19 protein-coding genes and 1 tRNA gene are annotated in these 21708 nt (G+C 63.4%); 9 read left to right on the forward strand and 11 right to left on the reverse strand.

The features are described 5' to 3' along the window. From AC1DTQ_RS04935 to AC1DTQ_RS04945, 3 genes are read left to right on the forward strand one after another with little or no spacing between them, the layout of a single operon-like run. On the forward strand, positions 1 to 1290 hold the full coding sequence (locus AC1DTQ_RS04935; RefSeq protein WP_477848427.1) for a D-tagatose-bisphosphate aldolase, class II, non-catalytic subunit: 1290 nt from the start codon (positions 1 to 3) through the stop codon (positions 1288 to 1290). Continuing rightward, positions 1271 to 2437, forward strand: coding sequence for an SIS domain-containing protein (locus tag AC1DTQ_RS04940; RefSeq protein ID WP_477848428.1), 1167 nt, complete (start codon positions 1271 to 1273; stop codon positions 2435 to 2437). The genes AC1DTQ_RS04935 and AC1DTQ_RS04940 overlap by 20 nt, the downstream gene beginning before the upstream one ends. Continuing rightward, positions 2434 to 3384, forward strand: coding sequence for an N-acetylglucosamine kinase (locus AC1DTQ_RS04945; protein ID WP_477848429.1), 951 nt, complete (start codon positions 2434 to 2436; stop codon positions 3382 to 3384). The genes AC1DTQ_RS04940 and AC1DTQ_RS04945 overlap by 4 nt, the downstream gene beginning before the upstream one ends. A gap of 98 nt (positions 3385 to 3482) precedes the next feature. Here the strand turns inward: AC1DTQ_RS04945 and AC1DTQ_RS04950 are convergent, their stop codons facing one another. From AC1DTQ_RS04950 to dtd, 6 genes are all read right to left on the reverse strand, one after another. Next, positions 3483 to 3635, reverse strand: coding sequence for a hypothetical protein (locus tag AC1DTQ_RS04950; RefSeq protein WP_477848430.1), 153 nt, complete (start codon positions 3633 to 3635; stop codon positions 3483 to 3485). Positions 3636 to 3899: 264 nt separating this feature from the next. After that, positions 3900 to 3975, reverse strand: a tRNA-Ile gene (locus tag AC1DTQ_RS04955). A 77-nt stretch (positions 3976 to 4052) separates the two neighbouring features. After that, positions 4053 to 5978, reverse strand: a complete 1926-nt coding sequence (gene mdoH, locus AC1DTQ_RS04960; RefSeq protein ID WP_477849125.1) for a glucans biosynthesis glucosyltransferase MdoH — start codon at positions 5976 to 5978, stop codon at positions 4053 to 4055. A gap of 5 nt (positions 5979 to 5983) precedes the next feature. Continuing rightward, complete coding sequence (locus AC1DTQ_RS04965; protein ID WP_477848431.1) at positions 5984 to 7519, reverse strand: OpgD/OpgG family glucan biosynthesis protein; 1536 nt, start codon at positions 7517 to 7519, stop codon at positions 5984 to 5986. Between the two features lie 195 nt (positions 7520 to 7714). Continuing rightward, positions 7715 to 9565, reverse strand: coding sequence for an RNA polymerase sigma factor RpoD (gene rpoD, locus AC1DTQ_RS04970; RefSeq protein ID WP_477848432.1), 1851 nt, complete (start codon positions 9563 to 9565; stop codon positions 7715 to 7717). Between the two features lie 130 nt (positions 9566 to 9695). After that, complete coding sequence (dtd, locus tag AC1DTQ_RS04975) at positions 9696 to 10136, reverse strand: D-aminoacyl-tRNA deacylase (protein WP_477848433.1); 441 nt, start codon at positions 10134 to 10136, stop codon at positions 9696 to 9698. A gap of 135 nt (positions 10137 to 10271) precedes the next feature. On the opposite strand from dtd, the gene AC1DTQ_RS04980 reads away from it, so the two are divergent. The 4 genes from AC1DTQ_RS04980 to AC1DTQ_RS04995 all read left to right on the forward strand — a co-directional run bounded on the left by AC1DTQ_RS04980 (position 10272) and on the right by AC1DTQ_RS04995 (position 13801). Beyond that, positions 10272 to 10772 carry a hypothetical protein gene (locus AC1DTQ_RS04980; protein ID WP_477848434.1) on the forward strand — a complete coding sequence of 167 codons (501 nt, stop codon included), beginning with the start codon at positions 10272 to 10274 and terminating at the stop codon, positions 10770 to 10772. Positions 10773 to 10833: 61 nt separating this feature from the next. Next, a complete protein-coding gene (locus AC1DTQ_RS04985; RefSeq protein WP_477848435.1) occupies positions 10834 to 11748 on the forward strand; it encodes a lauroyl acyltransferase in 915 nt (304 codons plus the stop codon). Beyond that, a complete protein-coding gene (locus AC1DTQ_RS04990; RefSeq protein WP_477848436.1) occupies positions 11745 to 12293 on the forward strand; it encodes a PH domain-containing protein in 549 nt (182 codons plus the stop codon). The genes AC1DTQ_RS04985 and AC1DTQ_RS04990 overlap by 4 nt, the downstream gene beginning before the upstream one ends. Further along, the gene (locus AC1DTQ_RS04995) at positions 12293 to 13801 is read left to right on the forward strand and encodes a PH domain-containing protein (protein ID WP_477848437.1); all 1509 of its coding nucleotides are present in this window, start codon (positions 12293 to 12295) and stop codon (positions 13799 to 13801) included. Before AC1DTQ_RS04990 ends, AC1DTQ_RS04995 begins: the two co-directional genes overlap by 1 nt. On the opposite strand, the gene AC1DTQ_RS05000 is transcribed toward AC1DTQ_RS04995, so the two are convergent. After that, positions 13748 to 14746 carry a glycosyltransferase gene (locus AC1DTQ_RS05000; protein WP_477848438.1) on the reverse strand — a complete coding sequence of 333 codons (999 nt, stop codon included), beginning with the start codon at positions 14744 to 14746 and terminating at the stop codon, positions 13748 to 13750. The two genes, AC1DTQ_RS04995 and AC1DTQ_RS05000, sit on opposite strands and share 54 nt — an antisense overlap. A gap of 316 nt (positions 14747 to 15062) precedes the next feature. Here AC1DTQ_RS05000 and AC1DTQ_RS05005 point away from each other — a divergent pair, with 316 nt between their 5' ends. Then, positions 15063 to 16184 (forward strand): glycosyltransferase family 9 protein, encoded by a 1122-nt coding sequence (locus AC1DTQ_RS05005; RefSeq protein WP_477848439.1) that lies wholly within the window; start codon positions 15063 to 15065, stop codon positions 16182 to 16184. On the opposite strand, the gene AC1DTQ_RS05010 is transcribed toward AC1DTQ_RS05005, so the two are convergent. Further along, positions 16147 to 17202: a CDP-glycerol glycerophosphotransferase family protein gene (locus tag AC1DTQ_RS05010; protein ID WP_477848440.1), complete on the reverse strand. Its 1056-nt coding sequence runs from the start codon at positions 17200 to 17202 to the stop codon at positions 16147 to 16149. The two genes, AC1DTQ_RS05005 and AC1DTQ_RS05010, sit on opposite strands and share 38 nt — an antisense overlap. On the opposite strand from AC1DTQ_RS05010, the gene AC1DTQ_RS05015 reads away from it, so the two are divergent. Continuing rightward, complete coding sequence (locus AC1DTQ_RS05015; protein ID WP_477849126.1) at positions 17201 to 18010, forward strand: glycosyltransferase family 2 protein; 810 nt, start codon at positions 17201 to 17203, stop codon at positions 18008 to 18010. The two genes, AC1DTQ_RS05010 and AC1DTQ_RS05015, sit on opposite strands and share 2 nt — an antisense overlap. On the opposite strand, the gene AC1DTQ_RS05020 is transcribed toward AC1DTQ_RS05015, so the two are convergent. The 3 genes from AC1DTQ_RS05020 to fmt all read right to left on the reverse strand — a co-directional run bounded on the left by AC1DTQ_RS05020 (position 18011) and on the right by fmt (position 21652). Beyond that, positions 18011 to 19285, reverse strand: coding sequence for an O-antigen ligase family protein (locus tag AC1DTQ_RS05020; protein ID WP_477848441.1), 1275 nt, complete (start codon positions 19283 to 19285; stop codon positions 18011 to 18013). A gap of 148 nt (positions 19286 to 19433) precedes the next feature. Further along, positions 19434 to 20735: a 16S rRNA (cytosine(967)-C(5))-methyltransferase RsmB gene (rsmB, locus tag AC1DTQ_RS05025; protein WP_477848442.1), complete on the reverse strand. Its 1302-nt coding sequence runs from the start codon at positions 20733 to 20735 to the stop codon at positions 19434 to 19436. Next, complete coding sequence (gene fmt, locus AC1DTQ_RS05030) at positions 20732 to 21652, reverse strand: methionyl-tRNA formyltransferase (protein WP_477848443.1); 921 nt, start codon at positions 21650 to 21652, stop codon at positions 20732 to 20734. Before fmt ends, rsmB begins: the two co-directional genes overlap by 4 nt. Positions 21653 to 21708 lie beyond the last annotated feature (56 nt).

Below are 21708 nucleotides of genomic sequence, written 5' to 3' on the forward strand. Positions count from 1 at the left end.
ATGCACGTCCTGCTCGACCTCATCGCCAGCCACAAACAGGGGTGCGCCATCGGCGTGACTTCGCTGTGCTCGGCGCATCCCATCGTCATCGAGGCCAGCTTGTTCCACGCGCAGCGCACCGGTCAGGAATTTTTACTGTTCGAAGCCACCTGCAACCAGGTCAACCAGGAGGGCGGCTACACCGGCATGACTCCGGCGGATTTCGTGCGCTTCGTGCATGGCATCGCCGACCGCGTCGGCTACGACCGCGCGCGCATCGCGCTGGGCGGCGATCATCTGGGTCCCAATCCCTGGACTTCGCTGGATGCCGCTGCGGCCATGGAGAAGGCCGAGACGATGGTCGCCGCGTATGTGGCGGCCGGCTTCCGCAAGATTCACCTGGATTGTTCGATGGCCTGCAGCGGCGATCCGGAACCGCTGCCGGAAGCGGAGATCGTGCGTCGCGCAGTGCGCCTGTGCCAGGCTGCGGAAACCACGCATGCGCAGGTGGGCGGCGAAGCGCCGGTGTACGTGATCGGTACCGAGGTGCCCGTGCCGGGCGGTGCGACCGAATCGATAGAAGGCCTGGCGGTCACCACGCCGAAGGACGCGCTCACCACCATCGATGCGCATCGTAATGCTTTCGTCGCCGCCGGGCTGGAATCGGCATGGCAGCGCGTCATCGCTTCGGTAGTGCAGCCCGGCGTGGAATTCGACCATCACAGCGTGATCGATTATCAGCCCGACGCCGCATACGCATTGAGCCAGGCGATAGAAGACGTGCCGAACATGGTGTTCGAAGCGCATTCGACCGACTACCAGACCCGCGACGCGCTCGCAGCGCTAGTGCGCGACCACTTCGCCATTCTGAAAGTCGGCCCGGGACTGACCTTCGCCTTGCGCGAAGCGCTGTGGGCATTGGATGCGATCGAACGCGAATGGATCGATGCGCCGCAGCGCTCCAACCTGCGTCAGGTCGCCATCGAGCGCATGCGTGAGCAACCCTGGCACTGGCGCCGCTACTACCACAGCGAGGGTCACGCGTTAGCCGTCGATCTGCAGTACAGCTTGAGCGACCGCATCCGCTACTACTGGCCCGACCCGGTCATCGAACAGGCGCGCCAGCGACTGTTCGACAACCTGCGCGCCAATCCGCCGCCGATCTCGCTGATCAGCCAGTTCCTTCCCCACGCACTGCACGCGCTACGTACCGGGACCGCCAGCAACGACCCGCTGTCCCTGGCCATGGCGCATATCGGTGCCGTACTCGACGACTATTACCATGCATGCCATGACCAACAAGACCACTGAACACCTGGGCGTAGCGGAGGCGGATCTGCTCGCTTCGGGTGCGATCTGGACCGCGCGCGAGATCGAACAGCAGCCGCGCATGCTGCAGCAGACGCATGAGCTGCTCTCGGCCCTGCGCGAGCGGATCCAATCCTTCGTCGCGCCCATCGCCGGCAACCCCAGTGCCCGCATCATCCTCACCGGCGCCGGCACTTCGTCCTACATCGGCCAATGCCTGGCGCCGCTACTCGACCGTCAACTAGCCGCGCGCGTGGATGCGGTGCCCACCACCGACCTGGTCAGCACTCCCTATCTCTATCTCGATCCCGCGCAGCCCTTGCTGCTGGTGTCGTTCGGCCGCTCGGGCAATAGCCCCGAAAGCCTGGCGGCAGTGGCGCTGGTCGAGTCGCTGGTCCGCGACGTGCGCCACCTGGTGGTGACGTGCAATGCGGAAGGCGCGCTCAACACTGTTCCGGCACGCGAATCGATGACCCTGCTGCTGCCGGAAGAGACCCACGACACCAGTTTCGCCATGACTTCCAGTTTCAGCTGCATGTTGTACGCCACGCTGCTCGCCTTCAGCGGTGCGCAGGCGCTTGACGACAGAATCGGACCGATCACGCTGGCGACCGAACGGGTGATCAGCGAATCGCGACTGTTGCTGCAGGAGCTTGCTTTGCACGGCTTCGACCGCGTGGTCTATCTGGGCAGCGGCCTGTTCCAGGGCCTGGCCCGCGAAGCGGCGCTGAAACTCGGCGAACTGACCAATGGTGCCGTCGCCACCTGTTTCGATTCTCCGCTGGGCTTCCGGCACGGGCCCAAGACCTTCATCACCGACAGGACCTTGGTGATGGTGTTCGTTTCCAACGACCCGCTCACCCGCCAGTATGACCACGATTTGTTAGACGAATTGCGTCAGGACGGTTGTGCGGCACGGATCATCGAAGTCGCTGCGCAGCGACGCGAGCCGCAAACGCCGGACACGCTGCTGGTTCCCGGTATGTCCGCAGCGAGCGACATCGACCTGCTGTGGCCGTATGTGGCCGTCGCGCAGATCTACGCCTTCAACGCCTCGCGGGCGCTGGGTCTGTCGCCCGACAGTCCCAACAAGCAGGGCACGGTGAATCGTGTCGTGCAGGGCGTCAGGATCCATTCGATCACGCCATGAGCGCACCCGATTGCTTCCTTGGAGTGGACGGTGGCGGCACCAAGACGCGCTTCGCGTTGATCGATGCGGAAGGCCGTTTACTCGCCGAAGCGCAGCACGGGACTACCTATCATCCGCAGGTGGGACTGGACGGTGTTCGCGAAATCCTCCGCGCCGGCATCGACCAGATATTGCTGGAAGCCGGCGTGCAAATCGACGCCGTCCGCCATGCGTTCTTCGGCCTGCCCGCCTATGGCGAAGACAGCGACGCGACGGCGAAACTGCAGGCTATTCCGCGCGAGCTCCTAGGCCACGACCGCTACGCCTGCGACAACGACATGGTCTGCGGCTGGGCAGGATCGCTGGCCTGTGCGGACGGCATCAACATCGTCGCTGGCACCGGCTCCATCGGCTACGGGCAGCGCCAGGGCGATGCAGCGCGCGCGGGCGGATGGGGTGAGGCGTTCTCGGACGAGGGCTCGGCGTACTGGATCGCCGCACAGGGTCTCAATGTCTATTCGCGCATGAGCGATGGTCGTCTGCCGAAAGGACCGTTGCATGCGGTGTTCAACGAAGCACTTGGTCTGGGCAACGATCTGGATATCTGCGCCCGCGTATACGGCGAGCAGGCTCTGAGCCGCGGCGACTTCGCCAAGCTTTCCCTGCTGGTGGCCAAGGCAGCGCACCTCGGCGACACGAACGCGGCGAACATCTACACGCAGGCCGGAGACGAGCTGGCCCAGATCGCCGATTCCCTGCGCCGCGCGCTCGACTTCGGCGCCGGCGAAACGATTCCGCTTTCCTACTCGGGCGGCGCGTTCAGCGCCGGCGAACTGCTGCTGACCCCATTCAAGGAAGCGTTGCATCGTGCCTGCCCGGCATTCGAACTGCGATCTCCGATACACGAGCCGCACTATGGCGCGGCGCTGTACGCGGCCAAGCTTTCCCGGCGCTTGCGGCAAACGTGATCGATTGCCGCGCTGATCTCCGCTGCCCGGCACAGCTCGCTACCTCGACGCATAGCCAAAGAAATATCTGGGAACCGGTCCCGGCACGATGTTCACAGCTAAGGCGCACCAGCCCGCCTGTCGTCCGAGGGAGTGAACATCAGGTCCTGATAGTCGTAGCTGAAATCGGCCAGCGGTGAAACCGGCTTCAGGCTTATGCGTGCGACCTTGCCTTCGGCATCCAGCGCGAAAGTAACATAACCTCGATGCACAGACCATTCGTATCAGCGATTCGTATCAGCGATGCGATAGGCACTATCGCGGGGCTTCAAAGAGCGCAACCTGGTATCAGTCAGCATGTGAGTCAACCATTTGTGAGTCAGAGCGACTGGAGACCAGTCCGTAACTCACAGCCTGACTCACTTTTTTGCTGGATTCAAGTGGACTTGATTGGACTAGTACGGACAAAAAACCCCGCAATCTGCGGGGTTTTTATGTGTTTCCTGGACTTTACTAGACATCCTTGGACTTCATTTTGGTGGGCCCACCAGGACTCGAACCTGGAACCAAAGGATTATGAGTCCTCTGCTCTAACCATTGAGCTATGGGCCCGTCGCAGACGGCAATTGTAACTGGCCGATTCGCAGCCACGCACTTTTCGTCGGCTGGCTGCGATTGATCGGCGGGCCCTACGCCGCCGGCGCGCTGTCCCGTGCAGGCAATGTCGGCCGCCGGCGCAGCACGGTGGCGCGCTTGAGGATAGGAGGCGGGTCCGTCTCTTCCGGGATGCTGAGCAGTTTCGCCCTACGCAGCCACTGCCCGGGCGCGCGTGCAGAGGTCAGGGCAACGAGGGGGACGGCCAGCACCAAGCCCAGGGTCACTGGCGCCATCCAGGCCGCCAGCGAAGGCGAAGCGAACAGCGCCAACATACCGATGAGCAACCCGAAGAAACTCAGCCCGCCATAGCTCTTCAACAATCCCGACAAGGGCAGACTGCCATCGTCGCGACGCTGCGATTCCCATCCCGAATCCTTGCCCGCGAGCACTTCGGCCACGCCGCGCGACTGCACGTACATCACGATCGGAGCCATCAGCGCCGCGAGTACGCTTTCGATCAGCACGCTCAGCAGCGCGCGCAGCGCGCCACCGCAGCCGCGGCGTTCCGCAGGATTCACAAGCATGGCCAGATAGCCCAGCACCTTGGGCGCGAACAATGCGGCCATACTGGCCGCGAACAACCAAAGGATCCGCTCAGGATCGAGCGACCTCCAATACGCAGCAGGGGAGAGCGCCGCACGCAGACCGCCCTCGGAGGCCAAGCCGATATGCTCGAAGGGAATCGCGATGCCGACCAGTATCAGCATCGCCCACATGGGCGCAGTGAAGTAATGGCCGATGCCGATCATGAAATGCCAGCGGCTCACCCAATGCAGACCGCGCGCGCGCAACACGGCTGCGTGTTGCAGGTTGCCCTGACACCAGCGGCGGTCGCGGACCAGCAGGTCCGTCAGCGAAGGCGGTCCTTCCTCATAGCTGCCATGCAACGCAGGCGCCATGTGCAAGGCCCAGCCGCCGCGCCGGATCAGCGCCGCTTCGACGAAATCATGGCTCAGCACGTGACCGCCGAAAGGCTTGTTGCCGGGCAGTTCCGGCAACCCCGCCTGTTCGGCGAATGCCCGGGTGCGGATGATGGCGTTGTGTCCCCAATAATTGCTCTCGGCGCCATGCCACCAAGCCACGCCATTAGCGATGATCGGACCGTAGACGCGGCCGGAGAACTGCTGCATGCGCGCGAACAAGCTGGTGCCGTTAACGATCGCTGGCAGCGACTGGATCAGGCCGACATCCGCATGCTGATCGATGGCCGCGGCCAACCTGACGATAGTGTCTCCGGTCATAAGACTGTCGGCGTCCAGGATCAGCATGTACGGATAGGCGCCGCCAAAACGCCTCAGCCATTCGGCGATGTTCCCTGCCTTGCGTTCGATGTTGTCGGTGCGGCGGCGGTAGTAAAGATTCGTCGGCCCACCGAGGTGCGCATGCAGAGCGTGGAATTCGGCGACTTCGGCTTCGGCGGTTTCCGTACGGTTGGTATCGCTGAGCACGAAGAAATCGAAGCGGTCCAGCTGGCCGGTATCGCGTAACGACTCGTAGATGGCCTGCAAGCCCGCCATCAACCGGTGCGGATCTTCGTTGTACGCCGGCATCAGCAAGGCCGTGCGTGCCGAGGGCGGCAACGACGGCAATGGCGCGGCGGGATCTATTCCCAGCCGCTGGCCTCCGTTGCGCGATAGCACCAGTACGAAGCCGGCGAGCGCGCCCAGAAACGATTGCGCGATCCAGGCGAACAAGGCCATGAACAATACGAGCAGCACACCTTCCAACACGGTCAGGCCTTCGACGCGCAGCACTCGCCACATCTGGTAGGTCGCCAGTGCGGTCAGCGCAGCGGTGCCGCCTAGAATGTACGCGCGCCGCCAGAACATCCCGCGCGGCGCGCTGGGCAGCGCGCGTGGATCCAGTGCTCCGGCGCGCAGCGATTGCACCGGCATCTGCATCGGCGATGGCGTCGGCAACGATTCGTGGGCAGCGGAAGGGAGCGGCTGCACCTGCATCACGTCTACGCCGTCCAACGGTAAAGCCACGTTTCCGAGACCGGTTGCGTGCCCTGGACCAGGCGCGCATGCAGTTCCGCCGCTTGCGCGCCTGCCGGATCCAGTTCGAATCCGATGCGCCAGCCGCCCGTCGCTTCCACCGGGTGGGCGACGGCATTGAGGACTTTGCCCGCACCGGACCACACGTCCGGCTTGATGTCCGCTTCCTTGTCCAAGCCTTTGAGCGCATCGCCCTTGAAATCGATGATCACCCGTCGCCGGCCTTGTTGCGGCGCCGCGCCGATCATGGTGTCGGCGACGGTGGCCAATTCGCGCTTCCAACTGTGTTCGTTGCACCAGTGCAGGCGATAGTCGAAGCGATGCTCGCGCCCTGCGGCCAACGGCGCGGTCGGGCGCCAGAACGCGACGATGTTGTCGTGGTATTCGTCTCCGGTGGGAATTTCGATCAAGTGCACGGCGCCCTTGCCCCAGTCGCCGACCGGTTCCACCCATAGGCTCGGACGCTTTTCGTAATGCGTTTCGCTGTCGGCGTAATCGGAGAACTCGCGCTGGCGTTGCATCAGGCCGAAACCGCGCGGCGTCGTATCCTGAAAGCCGCTGTCCTGCACGGTGGCCGGATTACTCAGGGGCCGCCAGATCTGTTCGTCCGCGCCGGTCCACAACGCCAGGCCGTCGGAGTCGTGCACCGCAGGACGGTAATCGTCCACGCCCACGCGATCGCTGGCGCCGAACTCGTACATGCTGGTCAACGGCGCAATGCCCGCGTAGCTCAGTTCCACGCGCGGATAAAGCCGCGCCTGCACATCGAAGACGGTTTCGACCCCAGGCTTGATCATGAAACGGAACGCGCCGGAAACGCTGGGGCTATCCATCAACGCATGCACGACGATCGCGCTGGCATCGGGCGCCGGAGTTTCTATCCAGAATGCCCGGAACACCGGGAATTCTTCGCCTTCGGGTCGGACCGTGTTCAATGCCAGGCCACGCGCGGACAGACCATAGGCTTGACCCTTGGCCAGCGCGCGGAAATAGCTGGCACCCAGGAAGGCGCCGATTTCATCGAAGTAATCGGGACGATTGATCTTCCCGTGCAGGCGCATGCCCGCGAATCCCAAGTCGGCTCCGGCGCGACCGCGCACTGCGGAAGCGCGGAAGGTGAAAAGGTCGGGGGAATAATCCACCTGCCTGGCGCGCCCGGCGGCGACGGTGAAGACTTGTACCCGGTCCTTGAACAGAAAACCGCGATGGAAGAACTCCGCCTGGAACGGCAAACCTTGCTTGCGCCACAGCGCATGGGCCGGATTGAAGCGGATATCCCGATATTCGTCGTAGCCCATGTCCTGCAGCCACTGCGGCAGGTCGGCGGGCGGTTTGCGGAAAGGGACGGCGGCCAACTGCCGCGCCATGGCCGGCACGCTGTCGTCGTTGAATGCGGTGCCGCTGTCTGCGGCCAATGCCGTCAGCGGCGACAGCAAGCCGCTGCCGGCTATCGTCGCCAGCGGCAACGACAGGCCGCCCAGGATCAGTTCTCGTCTGCGCACCGTTATTCCTCACGAATCAGGGCTGGGGGGAGCCGCCGCATTGTAGGCATGGCCGCGTTAGCGCCAAGACATGATCCTGGGCTGAGGCCGGACCTGTCCTGCGGACCCTATAACGAAGAAGCCCCGCACTGGCGGGGCCTCTGGTTTTCGTGTCAATGCCCGCGTCGACGCCCGGAAGGCGTCGACAGTTGCCGCTTACTCGATATCGAGGAAGCTACGCAGCTGTTCCGAACGGCTGGGATGACGCAGCTTGCGCAACGCCTTTGCCTCTATCTGGCGGATGCGCTCGCGGGTGACGTCGAACTGCTTGCCGACTTCCTCGAGGGTGTGGTCGGTATTCATGTCGATGCCGAAGCGCATGCGCAGCACCTTGGCTTCCCGCGGGGTCAGGCCGGCGAGCACGTCGCGGACCGTTTCCGACAGGTTGATGTTGACCGTATTCTCGATCGGGGACTCCACATTGGTGTCTTCGATGAAGTCGCCCAGGTGAGAATCCTCGTCGTCGCCGATCGGGGTTTCCATGGAGATCGGTTCCTTCGCGATCTTCATCACCTTGCGGATCTTGTCCTCGGGCATGTCCATTTCCTTGGCCAGTTCTTCCGGCGTGGCCTCGCGGCCGTACTGCTGGAGCATCTGGCGGGAAATGCGGTTCAATTTGTTGATCGTCTCGATCATGTGCACCGGAATACGGATGGTGCGCGCCTGGTCGGCGATCGAACGGGTGATGGCCTGGCGAATCCACCAGGTGGCGTAGGTGGAGAACTTGTAGCCGCGACGGTATTCGAACTTGTCCACCGCCTTCATCAGGCCGATGTTGCCTTCCTGGATCAGGTCGAGGAACTGCAGGCCGCGGTTGGTGTACTTCTTGGCGATGGAGATGACCAGGCGCAGGTTCGCCTCGACCATTTCCTTCTTGGCCTTGCGCGCCTTGGCTTCGCCGTAGGCCATCGCGCGGCTGATTTCCTTGATGTCGATCAGGTTCAGGTGCATCGCGTGTTCGATGGCGATGGTGGCTTCCTGCTCGGCGATGATCTGCTCGCGCACATCACGCAGCGCGGAAGACCACTTCTGCTTGCGCTTCAGCACTTCGTCCACCCAGCCCAGGTTGGTCTGGTTGCCTTCCCAGGCGCGGATGAAATCCTTGCGCGGCATCTTGGCCGAATTGGTCGACAAGTGCAGCACGCGACGTTCGTGGTCCTTGATCTGCTGCACCACTTCGCGCAGCTTGCGCACCAGCGTGTCGGTCAGCGCCAGCGGCAGCTTGAGGGTGACGAAGACTTCCGCCATCTCGGCGCGCAGTTTGACCGCGGCCTTGTTGTCGGCGCCGCTCTTGGCGTAGGACTTCTTGAACTTGGCGTAGCTGTCGGCCAGGGCCTGCATGCGGCGCGCGACTTCTTCCGGATCCGGGCCGGTCGGGCCGGCTTCCTCGGCTTCTTCCTCGACGGCGGGCTCTTCTTCGTCGTCTTCGGTTTCGGCATCGTCGGCGGCCACGACCACCACGGGCTCGGGCACTTCTTCGATCAGGTCGTTGAAGCCAACCACGATCTCGGCCAGACGTTTCTTACCGGCCTTGTGGGTTTCGTAATCTTCCAGCAGCAGTTCGATCGACCACGGGAAGCTACCCAGCGAAGCCTGCACCTGGCCGAGACCTTCTTCGATGCGCTTGGCAATGGCGATTTCGCCTTCGCGGGTCAGCAGCTCGACCGTACCCATCTCACGCATGTACATGCGCACGGGGTCGGTGGTGCGGCCGCCTTCGGTATCGAGGGTCAGCGCAGCGGCGGCTTCTTCGGCGGCGGTGTCGTCGACTTCACGGTTGCCCGTGCTATTGCCGGCGAGCAGCAGCGTTTCGGCATCGGGTGCGACTTCGTGCACCTCGATACCCATGCCATTGATCATGCCGATGATGTCTTCGATCTGCTCGGCATCGACGATGTCGTCGGGCAGGTGGTCGTTGACTTCGGCAAAGGTCAGGTAGCCCTGTTCCAGGCCCTTGCTAATCAGCAGCTTGATATCGGATTGTTGGGCAGGACGTTCGTTGGCCATCAGTGCTTGCGCCACCGGCAATAGGAGAATGGGGAACCCAGCATTATACCGCGCTGCCGGGGATTTGGCCTTACCTCGGTGATGAACGTGCTGGGGCACAGTCACCGGCCCGGCCCTCCACCGCCCATTTTCATGGCCGAAGCAGGAAGGTCACGGGGCCGTCGTTAGTGAGACTGACAACCATATGGGCACCGAAACGGCCGGTTTCCACCCCTGGCGGGTGTTTTTGTCGACATATTTCGACCAGACGGTTGTAACCGCGTTCAGCCTCGTCGGGAGGTGCAGCCGCAGTGAAGCTGGGCCGCATGCCCGAGCGGGTGTCGGCCGCCAGGGTGAACTGGCTGACCAGCAGCAGGCTGCCCCCGGTATCGGCCAGGGACCGGTTCATCTTTCCCTCCGCGTCGGCGAAAATCCGATAGCCAAGCAGGCGCTCGGCCATGCGCAAGAACTGGGCTTCGCCGTCCCCGGGTTCCACCGCCACCAGGGCCAGCAGGCCGGGACCGATGGTGCCGACCGTCTGGTCTTCGACACTGACGCTGGCCTGGGTAACGCGCTGTATGAGTGAAAGCATAAGAGACGTCGTGCTTGAGGAGGGGGCCGCGCAGGTGGCAGCGTACGGGCTTGAGCCCGAACCCGGAATGGGTTGTGTGAGCATACGGGGACGCTTACCCTCACTCGCCGGGTGCAGCATCAAGGAAGATCGAGAATGAAATGGGACATCTTCACCGCTATAGAACAACTGATCATCCTGCTGACCATCGCCGGACAAATCTGGATCGCTTGTAAGGTGATCCTGAATTCCGACGGCCCCGAGCAGTACGTCAGGATCATGTCCTACGCCACCGGCATCCTGATGTTCCTGATCACCAAAGCATTGGGGCTGACTTTCGCCAACCTGCTGCTTTCCTCGCTGCAGCAGCAGGATATCTTCATGCTGATCCTGATCGGCGCCATCGTCCCGTTTCTGGTGGGGGCGCTGGTGTCCGAGGTGACTATCATCGCCATCGGGATCGGTAGGCCGGTGTTGACCCGCTTCGTGCTGATGTTGGGCGCGTTCACGGCCGCGCAGGCCGCCTATACCAACTTCATTGCCGTCACCACCCATCTGACGACCTTGGACAAGGCCTTCATCCCCAATCTTTGCTATGCCGTTTCCGTGGGCCTGTGGCTAACCTTTCGCTACCGTGAGCGGGGAACGGGATCCTAGTCGCCTTCGAGCTGCTGCTTGGGCATGCCGGACGGCCACACCAACCCGATAGACTTGGCGGATGAAGCCCGAAACCCTAGCGGGTCTGCTCTACCGCGCCACCGCCCTGCTGACTTCCCTGCCCTGGCCCTGGTTGCGGGCGCTGGCCGACGCACTGGCCTGGGTCTGGCGACGCCTGGACGCGCGCGAAAGCAAGGTCGCCCGCCGCAATCTGCAGCTCACCTACCCCGAACTGCTGCCCTCCCAGCGCGACGAGCTGCATCGCCGCATCCTGCGCACGACCGCGCGCCAGGCCTTCGAAACCCTGCGCTTCTGGACCCGGTCGCCCGCCGACAACCTGGCGCGGCTGCGCGAACGTCACGGCGAAGCCCTGTACGACGCGGCGTTGGCCTCGAGGAAAGGAGTCATTGTGGTCGCCCCGCACTTCGGCAACTGGGAGTTGTTGAACCAGTGGCTGTCCTCGCGCGGGCCCATCGCCATCGTCTACAACCCACCGGATTCCAAGGTGGGCGATGCCTTCCTGCTGCGTGTGCGTGGCGCCGACAACATCCGCCAGGTCCGCGCCGAAGGGCCGGCGGTACGGCAGTTGTGGAAAACGCTGAAGAACGGGGGGGCGGTCGGCATTCTGCCGGACCAGCAACCTAAGCTGGGCGACGGCGAATTCGCCCCGTTCTTCGGCGTGCAGGCCCTGACCATGACCCTGGTGTCGCGGCTGGCCGAACGCACTGGCGCCACCGTGCTGTTCGCCTGGTGCGAACGTACCGGCGCCGATCTGGAGTTCGCATTGCGGGTGGAACCGGCGCCGGACGGCATTGCGGATTCCGATCCGGTAGCGGCGGCGACCACGCTCAATGCCATGATCGAGCGCATCGCGCGTCGCGATCCGGCACAGTACCAATGGACCTATAAGCGTTATGGCGCGCGTCCGCCGGGTAGCGGCGAACCCAATCCTTACAAGGAACAAACCCCGGCATGAGCGACCTTCCCAGCACTCCTGCGCCACCGCCTGCGCCACAGAACCCGTCAGCGGAAACCATCGCGCCCGCCCCTCTGGCGGTCGATTGGCAACATCTGCCGGCGCGTGGCGCCAAGCTGGCCGCCTTCGGCGGGGCAGTCGGGTTCGCGATTCCCTTCGCGGTGGCGTCGGCTTTCCTGTCGCGGCTCGCCGACTTCGGTGCTCCGTGGCTGGTCGCCCCTGCCGTCGGGCTGCTCGGCGCGGCATTCGGTGCGTGGCTGGCGGTCAAACGCCACCGGCGCACGTTATGGAAACTCGATGAGCAGGGTTTCGCCTTGCAGCGCGGACGCTGGTGGCAGACCGAGAGCCGCGTGCCGATCTCGCGGGTGCAGCACCTGGACCTCAAACGCGGCCCGCTGGAGCGGGCCTTCAGGTTGGCCACCCTGGTAATCCACACCGCAGGCACGAGGATGGCGGCGGTGTCGGTCTCCGGACTGGACGGCGAGGACGCCGAGCGCCTGCGCGACCGACTGGCCCGCCAGTTGGACCACGACGACGCGCTGTGATGCAGACGGAAGCCATCGGCGAGGACAAGCCTGAGCGCCGACTGCACCCGTGGTCGTGGCTGTTCGTACTGGTGCAGCAGCTCAAACAATTCATCGTGCCGCTGATCGCCTTGCTAGTGTTCGGCGGGAGCGGCGGGCCCGGCGGCATCTGGGCCGGCATTGGCCCGTTGATCGCAGTGGGCGTACTGGTGGTGATCTCGGTACTGCAGTATTTCACTTATCGCTACCGCATCGGCCGCGATGGATTGAGCATCCGCGAAGGCTGGCTGCACCGCAGCCTGCGCGAGATCCCGTATTCGCGCATCCACAACGTGGTCCTGCACCAGACCGTGCTGCATCGCCTATTCGGCGTGGCAGAAGTCAGGCTGGAATCGGCCGGCGGGCAGAAACCCGAGGCCCAGATGCGCGTGCTGCGGCTGGACGAAGCGCTGGCCCTGGAAAGCCTGATCAAGCATCGCGGCCAGACGCCGGACGCCGACGCTCCCGTGGTGCGAGCCGACAGCTTATTGTCGCTGCCGACCGCCGAGGTGATCCGGCTGGGTTTGGTCTCCAATCGCGGCATGATCGTGATGGCGGCGGCGTTCGGCGCGGCGTGGCAGGCGTTTCCCGACAGGATGGTCGCCGACTATTTCGAGCGCTTCGCACGCCAGCTGTTCGGATACGCCAGCCACCTGCAATACGGTTGGATCACCACCGCCGCCGCTGCGATAGCCTTGCTGTTGCTGGCATCGCTATTACTGCGCCTGCTCTCGGTGCTGCTGGCATTGGTGCAATACCACGGCTTTCGTCTCAGCGAGGAACAACTCCGCCTCACCGTGGAGCGGGGCCTGCTGTCGAAACTGCGCACTAGCGTGGCCCGTCGGCGCATCCAGGCGTGGACCTTGCACGAAGGATTCCTGCATCGGTTGCTGAAGCGCCGCAGCCTGCGCATCGACACCGCCGTGGCCGAACAACAGGGCAAGAACGACCAGCGCGCGCTGAAGGAGTTGGCGCCCATCGCCACACCCGACGTCTGCGATGCATTGATCCAGCATTTGTTGCCGCAGGCGCAATGGCCGCGATCGGAGTGGACGGTATTGTCGGCGGGCGTCTGGTGGCGGATCTTCCTGCCCACCCTGATTTTCATCGTGATTCTGGCGCTGGCGTTGGCTTCTTACTTCCAGAACGCCTGGGCACTGGTGCCGCTGCTATGGCTGCCATGGAGCGCCTTTGCGGCGATTCAACAGGCGCGACGCGCCGGCTACGCGGTGGACGACCGGCTGGTGGCCATTCGCGGCGGCTGGTGGTCGCGATACTGGCGTTTCGCAGAAATCGACAAGCTGCAGGCGCTGCGCTTGGTGCGATCGCCGATGGACAGACGCATGGGCACCGCTAGCCTGTGGCTGGACACCGCTGGCGCCAGCGGCCTTGCGCCGCCTTTGCGAATCCGTTTCCTGCCTGAAGCCGACGCGCGGTTACTGTACTTGCAGCTCAGCCAAGCGCTGGCCCGGCGCAGGCTGCGCTGGTAAGTCATGGACGCCTTCTAGCCAAGTGTTCAATACGGCTACTAGGCGATCACGGAACATGCGGTCGTTTTCCAGGAAAAATTCCCGGGCTGCCTTGCTCAACTTTTCGCATTGCTGCGCATCCAATACCAACGCGCGCTCGACCGCTTCGGCGATTCCGGCCGCATCGACAAGCCAGGTAGTCGCCGCGGCCTGGCGGCCGGTACGTGCCGCTGGGATCAAGATACCGCGCTCCGCGGTAACCAGTTCATTCATGGGCGCTCCATCCGTGGTGAGAGTCACCGCTCCTACCCCGAGCGCTTCCATTAGGTAGTGCCCGAATCCCTCGGTGCGTGATGGGCACAGATGAAAACGATGCGAATTCTGCAGTTGCTTGAGCGCGTCATCGGCCACGTATTCTGTCAGCCGGACAACGTTAGCGGAATCAGCATCGCCCACTGGCGGGTTTCTTGAACGCTGAACCAAGGTCAACCGCGGCCAGTGCGGATGTTGCCTCCATGCCTCCAGAACGGCGTGGGTTCCCTTGTTGCCACTCTTGCCGGGCACATGGATGAAGGCGTGCGTGCGCGGTACCCGATCATCCATGCGGTCTTTGCTGGTGAACCCGATGTACTCGGTGCGACTTCCCAACCGGGCCATGATTTCCTCGGCATGTCGGGTCTTTACGAACACACAGTCGATCCGCGGTAGAAGCGCGATGTCGATCTGCAGCAAGTATTCCGGATGGGGCACCAGCACGTTGATCTCTGCCCACGACAGGTATTCAGCACGGATATGTTCTTGCATGAGGTTCAGGCGAAACGGCGGCCTTCTTCCTGATAAGCGACGCAACACGTTGCCAGCACGTACGAACCAGGGACGGAGCCACTTGCGCAACTTTCCCCGTCTCAGCGCGGTGACCGTGATGTCCACGCCTGCCTCGGCCAGCACCCCCGCAAGCAAGTGCATGTCATGGGTCAGGCCCGCACCATTGTCGGATATAACGAGATTTACACGCACATCTGCGGGCCTTAGATAGGGGGCCGCAGCATAACCAAGCAGTCGCGCAGCAACTGTGCAAACGATCACCGCAATAGGCCACAATCGCGCATCTGTTCACTTGCGGTCAATTTAAGTCGATGCGAATACTATTTCTGCCTTCCGGCGTGACCGCCATCAAAAACGAACCTAAGTACGTGCTCTACCCGGCATGTAAAGACAGCGGCCCAAGATCGCATCTCGTGGGTAAGGATGAAATGGGTGGTTGTGCCATGAGGATAGCGGCATGAGCGCGCGGCCATTGATCGTGCGCACGGGCGCCTTTGGCGACGTGGTGCTGCTCACCACACTGATCCATCTGCTGAGCGCCCGCTACGGGTCGCCGGTGGATGTGATCGGCGCCGATGCATGGACCGAAGCGTTATTGGCCGATGATCCGGCAGTGGCCGAGGTCCGCCTGCTCACGAGCCGAAACACGCCGTATGCGCTAAACCCCAGTCAATGGAGAATCGCGCGCTGGCTGAGGCAGCGCGGTCGCGGGCCCGTCTACATGTGCGACAACCATCCGCGCTTACTGGCACTGTTGCGACGGGGTGGCGTACGCGAAGAGGACATGGTGCGGCGGCCGATCGAGGATGAAGCGCCAGGCGCCCCGATCCGCCTATGGCCGGACCGATGGCTGGACATGGGCCAACGCGACCCGGCCTCGTCCTATCCGACGCTTGCCGTCGATGCGCAGGCGTACCGGCTGCCCTCACTGGTGCTGGGCGACGCCGCGCGCAACGAATATCGTCAATGGAAGCGAGCCAAGGGTCTGCGCGGGCCGCTGATCCTATTGCAGCCTGGCAACAAACGAACGCACAAGCGCGGCACGGTCGCGACACGTCAGCACCCGAAATTCTGGCCGCCCGAATCCTGGGCCGCACTGGCAGGCGCCATCTGGCAAGACCTGCCGGACGCGCAGGTGCTGTTATGCGGATCGCCCCAGGAGCAGTCGGTGCTGGAGGAAATACGCGTGGCTGCTCGCAACGATCCGCGCATGCGCAACCTTGGCGGCGAACTGCCGATTCCGCGCCTGCTTGCACTGATCGAAGACGCGCACAGCATGGTTTCGGTGGATACCGGCCCGGCGCACGCCGCCGCCGCGTTGGCTTGCCCGCTGGTGGTGATGTTCGGCCCCGCTTCGCCGCTCAAATGGCGTCCGCTGGGACCGGGCAAGGTGATGGTGTTGCGCGGTGAGCGTGGAGACCAGAGCGAAGTGCGCGACCTGTCGGCGGCGCAGGTCATCTCAGCGTGGCGTTCGGCGGTCGCAATGGATGCCGGTGATCCGCATTCGAATGTCCCTGACCGCTTATCGGAGTCCGATGCCGTCAGCGCCCAGGACCCCAATAACCCAGGCGATGCCTGATCTGCAGATTGCGCAGACGCGCGGCCAAAGGTTTGGCGCGCAACGAGCCCATCTCGCCATCGATGAAGTCCTCGGTGGCGGCAATCACACGCTCGGCGGAACGTCCGTCGCGATAGGGATGGATGGCATCGGCGTAGCGCAGGATTTCCGCGCTCAGTTCGGCCGTGGGCGCGAATGCCTGCTCCAGCATTGCCGGTAGCAGCGCGCTATCGGTGAAATCGAGCATATGCGGTTTCGGCGCGCGATTGCGAAAGGTGACCACCGGCTTGTGTTGCACGACGAATTCGGAAACGATGGAAGAAGTATCCGAAACCAGAACGTCGGCGACCCTTTGTGCCGCCATCAATTGCTCTGTTTCCACGAAACTGGCATTGGGGCCTGTCAGGGAGCGGTAGCGGTCGAACCATTCCGGTGGGCATTTGGGATGCAAGGTCAACAGCCAGTAGCGGTCGCCGCGGGCGACCTCGGCGGCGATGCCCTCGAACAGCAGCGGCGCCGCGCTCAGCCGCTCGGTGAAGGTGGATCCGAACAAGACGATGCGGCGACCGGCGGCAGGCAGTTTCAGCGCATCGTCTTCATGTACATCGTGACGGAACAGGGGGTCGAGCTTGGGCCAGCCCGTTTCAGCCACGGCGAAATGCCCTTCGCGTTCGGCGATCGCACGAAACGGCGTGGTGGTCGCAGGTCCCTGAGTGCAGTACAGGTCGAACATGCCCCGGACCCGGAAGTGCCCGCGCGTATCGCCGCGTTTTTCCACGTTGAAACCATGGAACACCTGCACCTTGGCTCCGGAAACGAAGGACGGCACCCAGTTGGCTGCGCTGAACACCGCACGCGGACGCAACGCCAGCGCCTCGCGCAGGCCGACGGCATTCACCGGCGTCTCCCAGCGCCCACCCGACGCCGCACCCTCCAGCCAGGCCGAAACGGACTGGCCCGACTCATGCAATGCGCGCGCCAAAGGTTGCAGAATAGGCAGCGCATACCGCTCGGTAGCAAACAACAGGTACTCGGCCATCGATACATCCCCAACTACCGCTCACGACGAGCGGCCTCGGCTTTCGGCCTGCATTATCACGTTCAACGAGGCCGACCGCATCGTCGATTGTCTGGCGTCGGTGTCGTTCTGCGACGAAGTGGTGGTGGTCGACTCTGGCTCTACCGATGGCACGGCGGCGATGGCCGAACAATTTGGCGCTAAAGTGACCACGCGTCCTTTCGACGGTTATCGCAGCCAGAAGGCATTCGCCGTCGCGCAAGCGAGCCATGACTGGATCCTAACTCTCGATGCAGACGAACGCGTGAGCGACCGCTTGCGCGTCTCGATCCAGGACGCCCAGGCAGGCGCCTTCTCCGGCGCCGCGGGTTATCGGTTCGCCAGGCTGTCGTGGTATTTCGGCAAATTCCTGCGCCACGGGAATGCGTACCCCGACCGCGGGTTGCGCCTGTTCGACCGACGCCGTGGAGGTTGGCGCGGCGATCGCGAGATCCATGAAGCGGCCAGCGTGGATGGCCCGATCCTGCCGCTGGAAGGCGACGTCATTCACTACCCTTACCGCTCGCTTGAGCAGCAGTTGGCGAAGACCCAGACCTATGCGCGGATGATGGCCGAGCACGAACATGCGCGCGGCAAGCGTCCTTCGCTGTTCAAACTCGTGCTGTCTCCTGCATGGCGGTTTTGGCGAGGATATGTCTTCCGCCTAGGCTTCCTGGACGGTTGGCAGGGGCTCGTATACGCCTACGTGCGGGCCAATTACGTGCGGCAGAAATCAATCATGCTGCTGATGCTGCAGCACGGGCAGCCGGTATCGGGCAAGCGCAAATAATCATTCGGGCGGTGCTTTCCCAGGCGAGGCCGGATTTTCGCGCAGAGCCAAGCCGAGCAACAAACCCACCAGGACCGCATAAAGCGTTGTAGTCAGAGCATGCGCGAACATGGATTGCGTGATGCCGGAAAGTACGTAGACCGCGACCAGGATCAAACCAGCCCAGGCAGAACCCTTGGGTATGGTCAGACGATTGGCCCTGATGATTCTCAAGAAATGGGTTGCGGGAAGCAGATAGAGGGCGACGATCAGGACCAGCCCGGGAATGCCCAGAGTGGCCGACCATTGCGCCAGATCGTTATGGGCGTGGTGAAGCTTGCATACGGTCAATTCTTGCGCGCGGCATTCGGGCAGCTGGTCCACCACGGTGCCGAATCGATCTATTCCCAGCCCCATCCAGGGATGATCCAAGAATGCGTGCCAGGCTAGGGACAGGAACTTCAATCTCGCCCCCAGCGCCGAATCCACCTGACCGGCCGAATATTTCTGCAGGTCCGTCTGGATGTTTTCCAGCCGCATGTGCGCGGTCAGCCACGGCACCAGGCACATCAGCGCAAGCAACAACAGCAGGGCGGCCAAGGAAATGCCGATCCGGATCCGGGCCTTGCGCCCGCCGCTGCCGATCGCGGCGACCAGCACCAGCAAACCCAGGCCCGGCAGCACGCCACGGCTTCCGGACAACACGATGGCGACGGTCCCCAAAACCAGCATGCCTGTGAGCAGCAACAGCATCCACGGCTGTCTGCCCTGTGGACGGCAATAGACCACTAGAACCAACAACGCCAGCACGGCGTTGGCGAATACGATGGGATTGTCGCCTCCACCGGCGCGCTCGACTCCGGAAATCATTTCTACAATTGCCAAGGCGCAGGCGAGCACGATCCCGGACATCGCTCCGATCCATAACCAGAAGCGCGACGGAGCCAGCGCGAACGCCAGCAATCCGCACCATGGCACCAGCAGGAACCTCGCGTAATTGTCGATGGTCCGCCAACCCTGGCCGGAAAACTGCATGGACAGAATCGCCAACCCAAGCACCAGAATCGCGAGCAGCGCGAACGAGCCCAACACCTGCCCAGTCTTCGCCCACGCTTCGGTTAGTACGCCGGGCACCAGCAGGGTCGTCCCTGCGAGCAGCACGCCGAAAGGAGCGAAACCCTTGGGCAGGAATATCAAGGCGGTAGCACAGACCAACGACAATGCAGCGGCACTGGCTGCTAAACGCTGCCGCTCCAGATAACTTTGCGAGTAAAGCTTTTTTCCCGAAACAGCCATATTCCGCCTGATGGAGCTTTTTAAGTCAGGCGTCCGATAGTAATAGCAGCAGCGGAAAATATCGGGAAATCCCGTCTCACAAATGCAAGCGCAATATCTTCAGGGTATGTTCACTTGCATGACTTATTTCTTACAGCTTCCGATACTTCTAGTCCGAATTACGCTTGCGTAACAGCGCATAGAAAAATCCGTCCATACCCTGCTCGCCTGGCAGTCGCTGCCGACCATGGCCGGCCGCATGGCCGTAACGCGCATCCAACGCCTCCGCTTGCGCGTCGGAGGTGCGCGCGACGAAACGGGAGAGCTGTTGCTCGTTCTCGTCCTTCAGGATCGAACACGTCGCATACAGCAGCACTCCACCCGGTTTGACCGTCTTCCACAACCCATCCAGCAGGCGCGCTTGCAAGGCGACGAGCGAAGACAAGTCTTCTGGGCGGCGATGCAGCAGCACATCCGGCTGCCGCCGCACGATGCCGGTCGCCGAACACGGCGCGTCAAGCAGCACAGCGTCGAACGGCTCACCGTTCCACCAGGCTTGCGTATCGCCTGCGTCGGCAACGCGGAACTCGGCCTGCGCACCGATGCGCGTCAATGTTTCCCGCACCCTGTTCAAACGGCGTTGATCGACGTCCATTGCCAGCAAGCGCAGAGAAGGATCGCGTTCCAGCAGATGGGCCGCCTTGCCACCCGGCGCGGCGCAGGCGTCCAGTACATGCGCGCCGGGGCCGAGCGGCAATGCATCGGCCACCTGCTGCGCAGACCCGTCCTGCACCGAGGCATCTCCCTCGGCGAAGCCCGGCAGCGCCGACACGGCAACAGGCAGATCGATGCGCAGCGCATCGGACAGATTCGGGTCGATGCTGGAAACGATACCCGCCTCCCGCAGACGCGAGGCATATTCGTCGCGCGTGCCCTTGTTGCGGTTCGCCCGTAACCACAATGGCGCGGCATGCGCGCTGGCCCGGAAAATCGCGTTCGCGTGTTCGCCCCACTCCAGATTGATCTTCTTGCGCAGCCACGCCGGCCATGCCGCGGCCGGATCGGATTCGGGAAAGCCTTCGCGCTGCGCCCGCCGCAACAATGCGTTGACCATACCGGCCTGGTGCGGGCGGCCTAGCGTGCGCGTGGCTTCCACCGTGGCCGACAGCGCCGCGTGCGCAGGTAGCCCCATCGCATCGATCTGGGCGAAACCCACCAGCAATAGCGAACGCAGGTCGCCGTCTTTTTCTCCCAGCGGTTTCTGCAGCCAGAGCTGCAAGGCCGCGTCGTAACGCGCGCGCTGGCGCAGCGCCGAGAAACAGATCGCTTCCAGTAGCGCGCGATCGCGTGGATCGGGCAGTTGAGCGAGCGCGGTGATCAGCTCGCCCTTCAGCGAGCGGCCACGATGGATCACCGCCTCCAACACCTTGGCGGCGAGCACGCGCGTGGCGACGCCCGGACTTGCACTCATGACGTGGCCAGATCGCGGCGCGCGTTCAGATAATCGGCGGCGGTGATCGCCTTGCCGCCTTCGCGCTGGATCACGCGCAGTCGCAACGCGCCTTCTCCACAGGCAATGTCCAGCCCCTGCTTGCTGGCAGCAAGCAACGTGCCCGGCGCGAATGCGTGGGGAAGATCCAGAGCCGCCGCGCCGTGGATGCGCAGACGCTCGCCCGCCACCACCGCTTCGGCCACCGGCCAAGGTTCGAAGGCACGCACTTTGCGCGCCAGAACCGTGGCCGGCTGGTTCCAGTCCAGACGCGCTTCGTGCTTGTCCAGCTTGTGCGCGTAGGTCACACCTGCCTCGGGTTGCACCCAGGGCACCGGCCGCACATCCGCGCGCCGCAGTGCCAGACCATCGGCAAGTACACCTGCGCCCAGTTCGGCAAGGCGGTCATGCAGTTGCCCGCCGGTTTCTTCCGGGCCGATGGGCGTGGTCTGGGCCAGTAGCACCGGGCCTGTATCCAAGCCGGCTTCCATCTGCATCAGGCAAACGCCGGTTTCGGTATCACCCGCCTCGATGGCGCGCTGGATCGGCGCAGCGCCGCGCCAGCGCGGCAACAAAGAAGCGTGCACGTTCCAGCAGCCGAAGCGCGGGATCTCCAATACGGTACGCGGCAGGATCAGGCCGTAGGCGACTACCACCAGCAGATCGGGCTCCATCGCCCGCAACGCGTCCTGCGACTCTCTGCGCTTCAGGGTTTCCGGCTGCAGTACGGGAATGCCGCGCTGGATCGCTTCCAGCTTCACTGGCGGCGGCGTCAACCCGCGTCCTCGCCCCGCGGGCCGGTCCGGCTGCGTGTAGACCGCTATCACCTCGTTGTACGCGTGCGCGGCGCGAAGACTGGGGACGGCAAAGACCGGCGTGCCGGCGAAGACGATTCTCATGTTTGGAGGGGAATGGGAAATGGGGAATAGAGAATGGTAACGGCGAAGCGACGGCG

It is taken from the genome of Pseudoxanthomonas sp. P4_B2 (assembly GCF_056402315.1).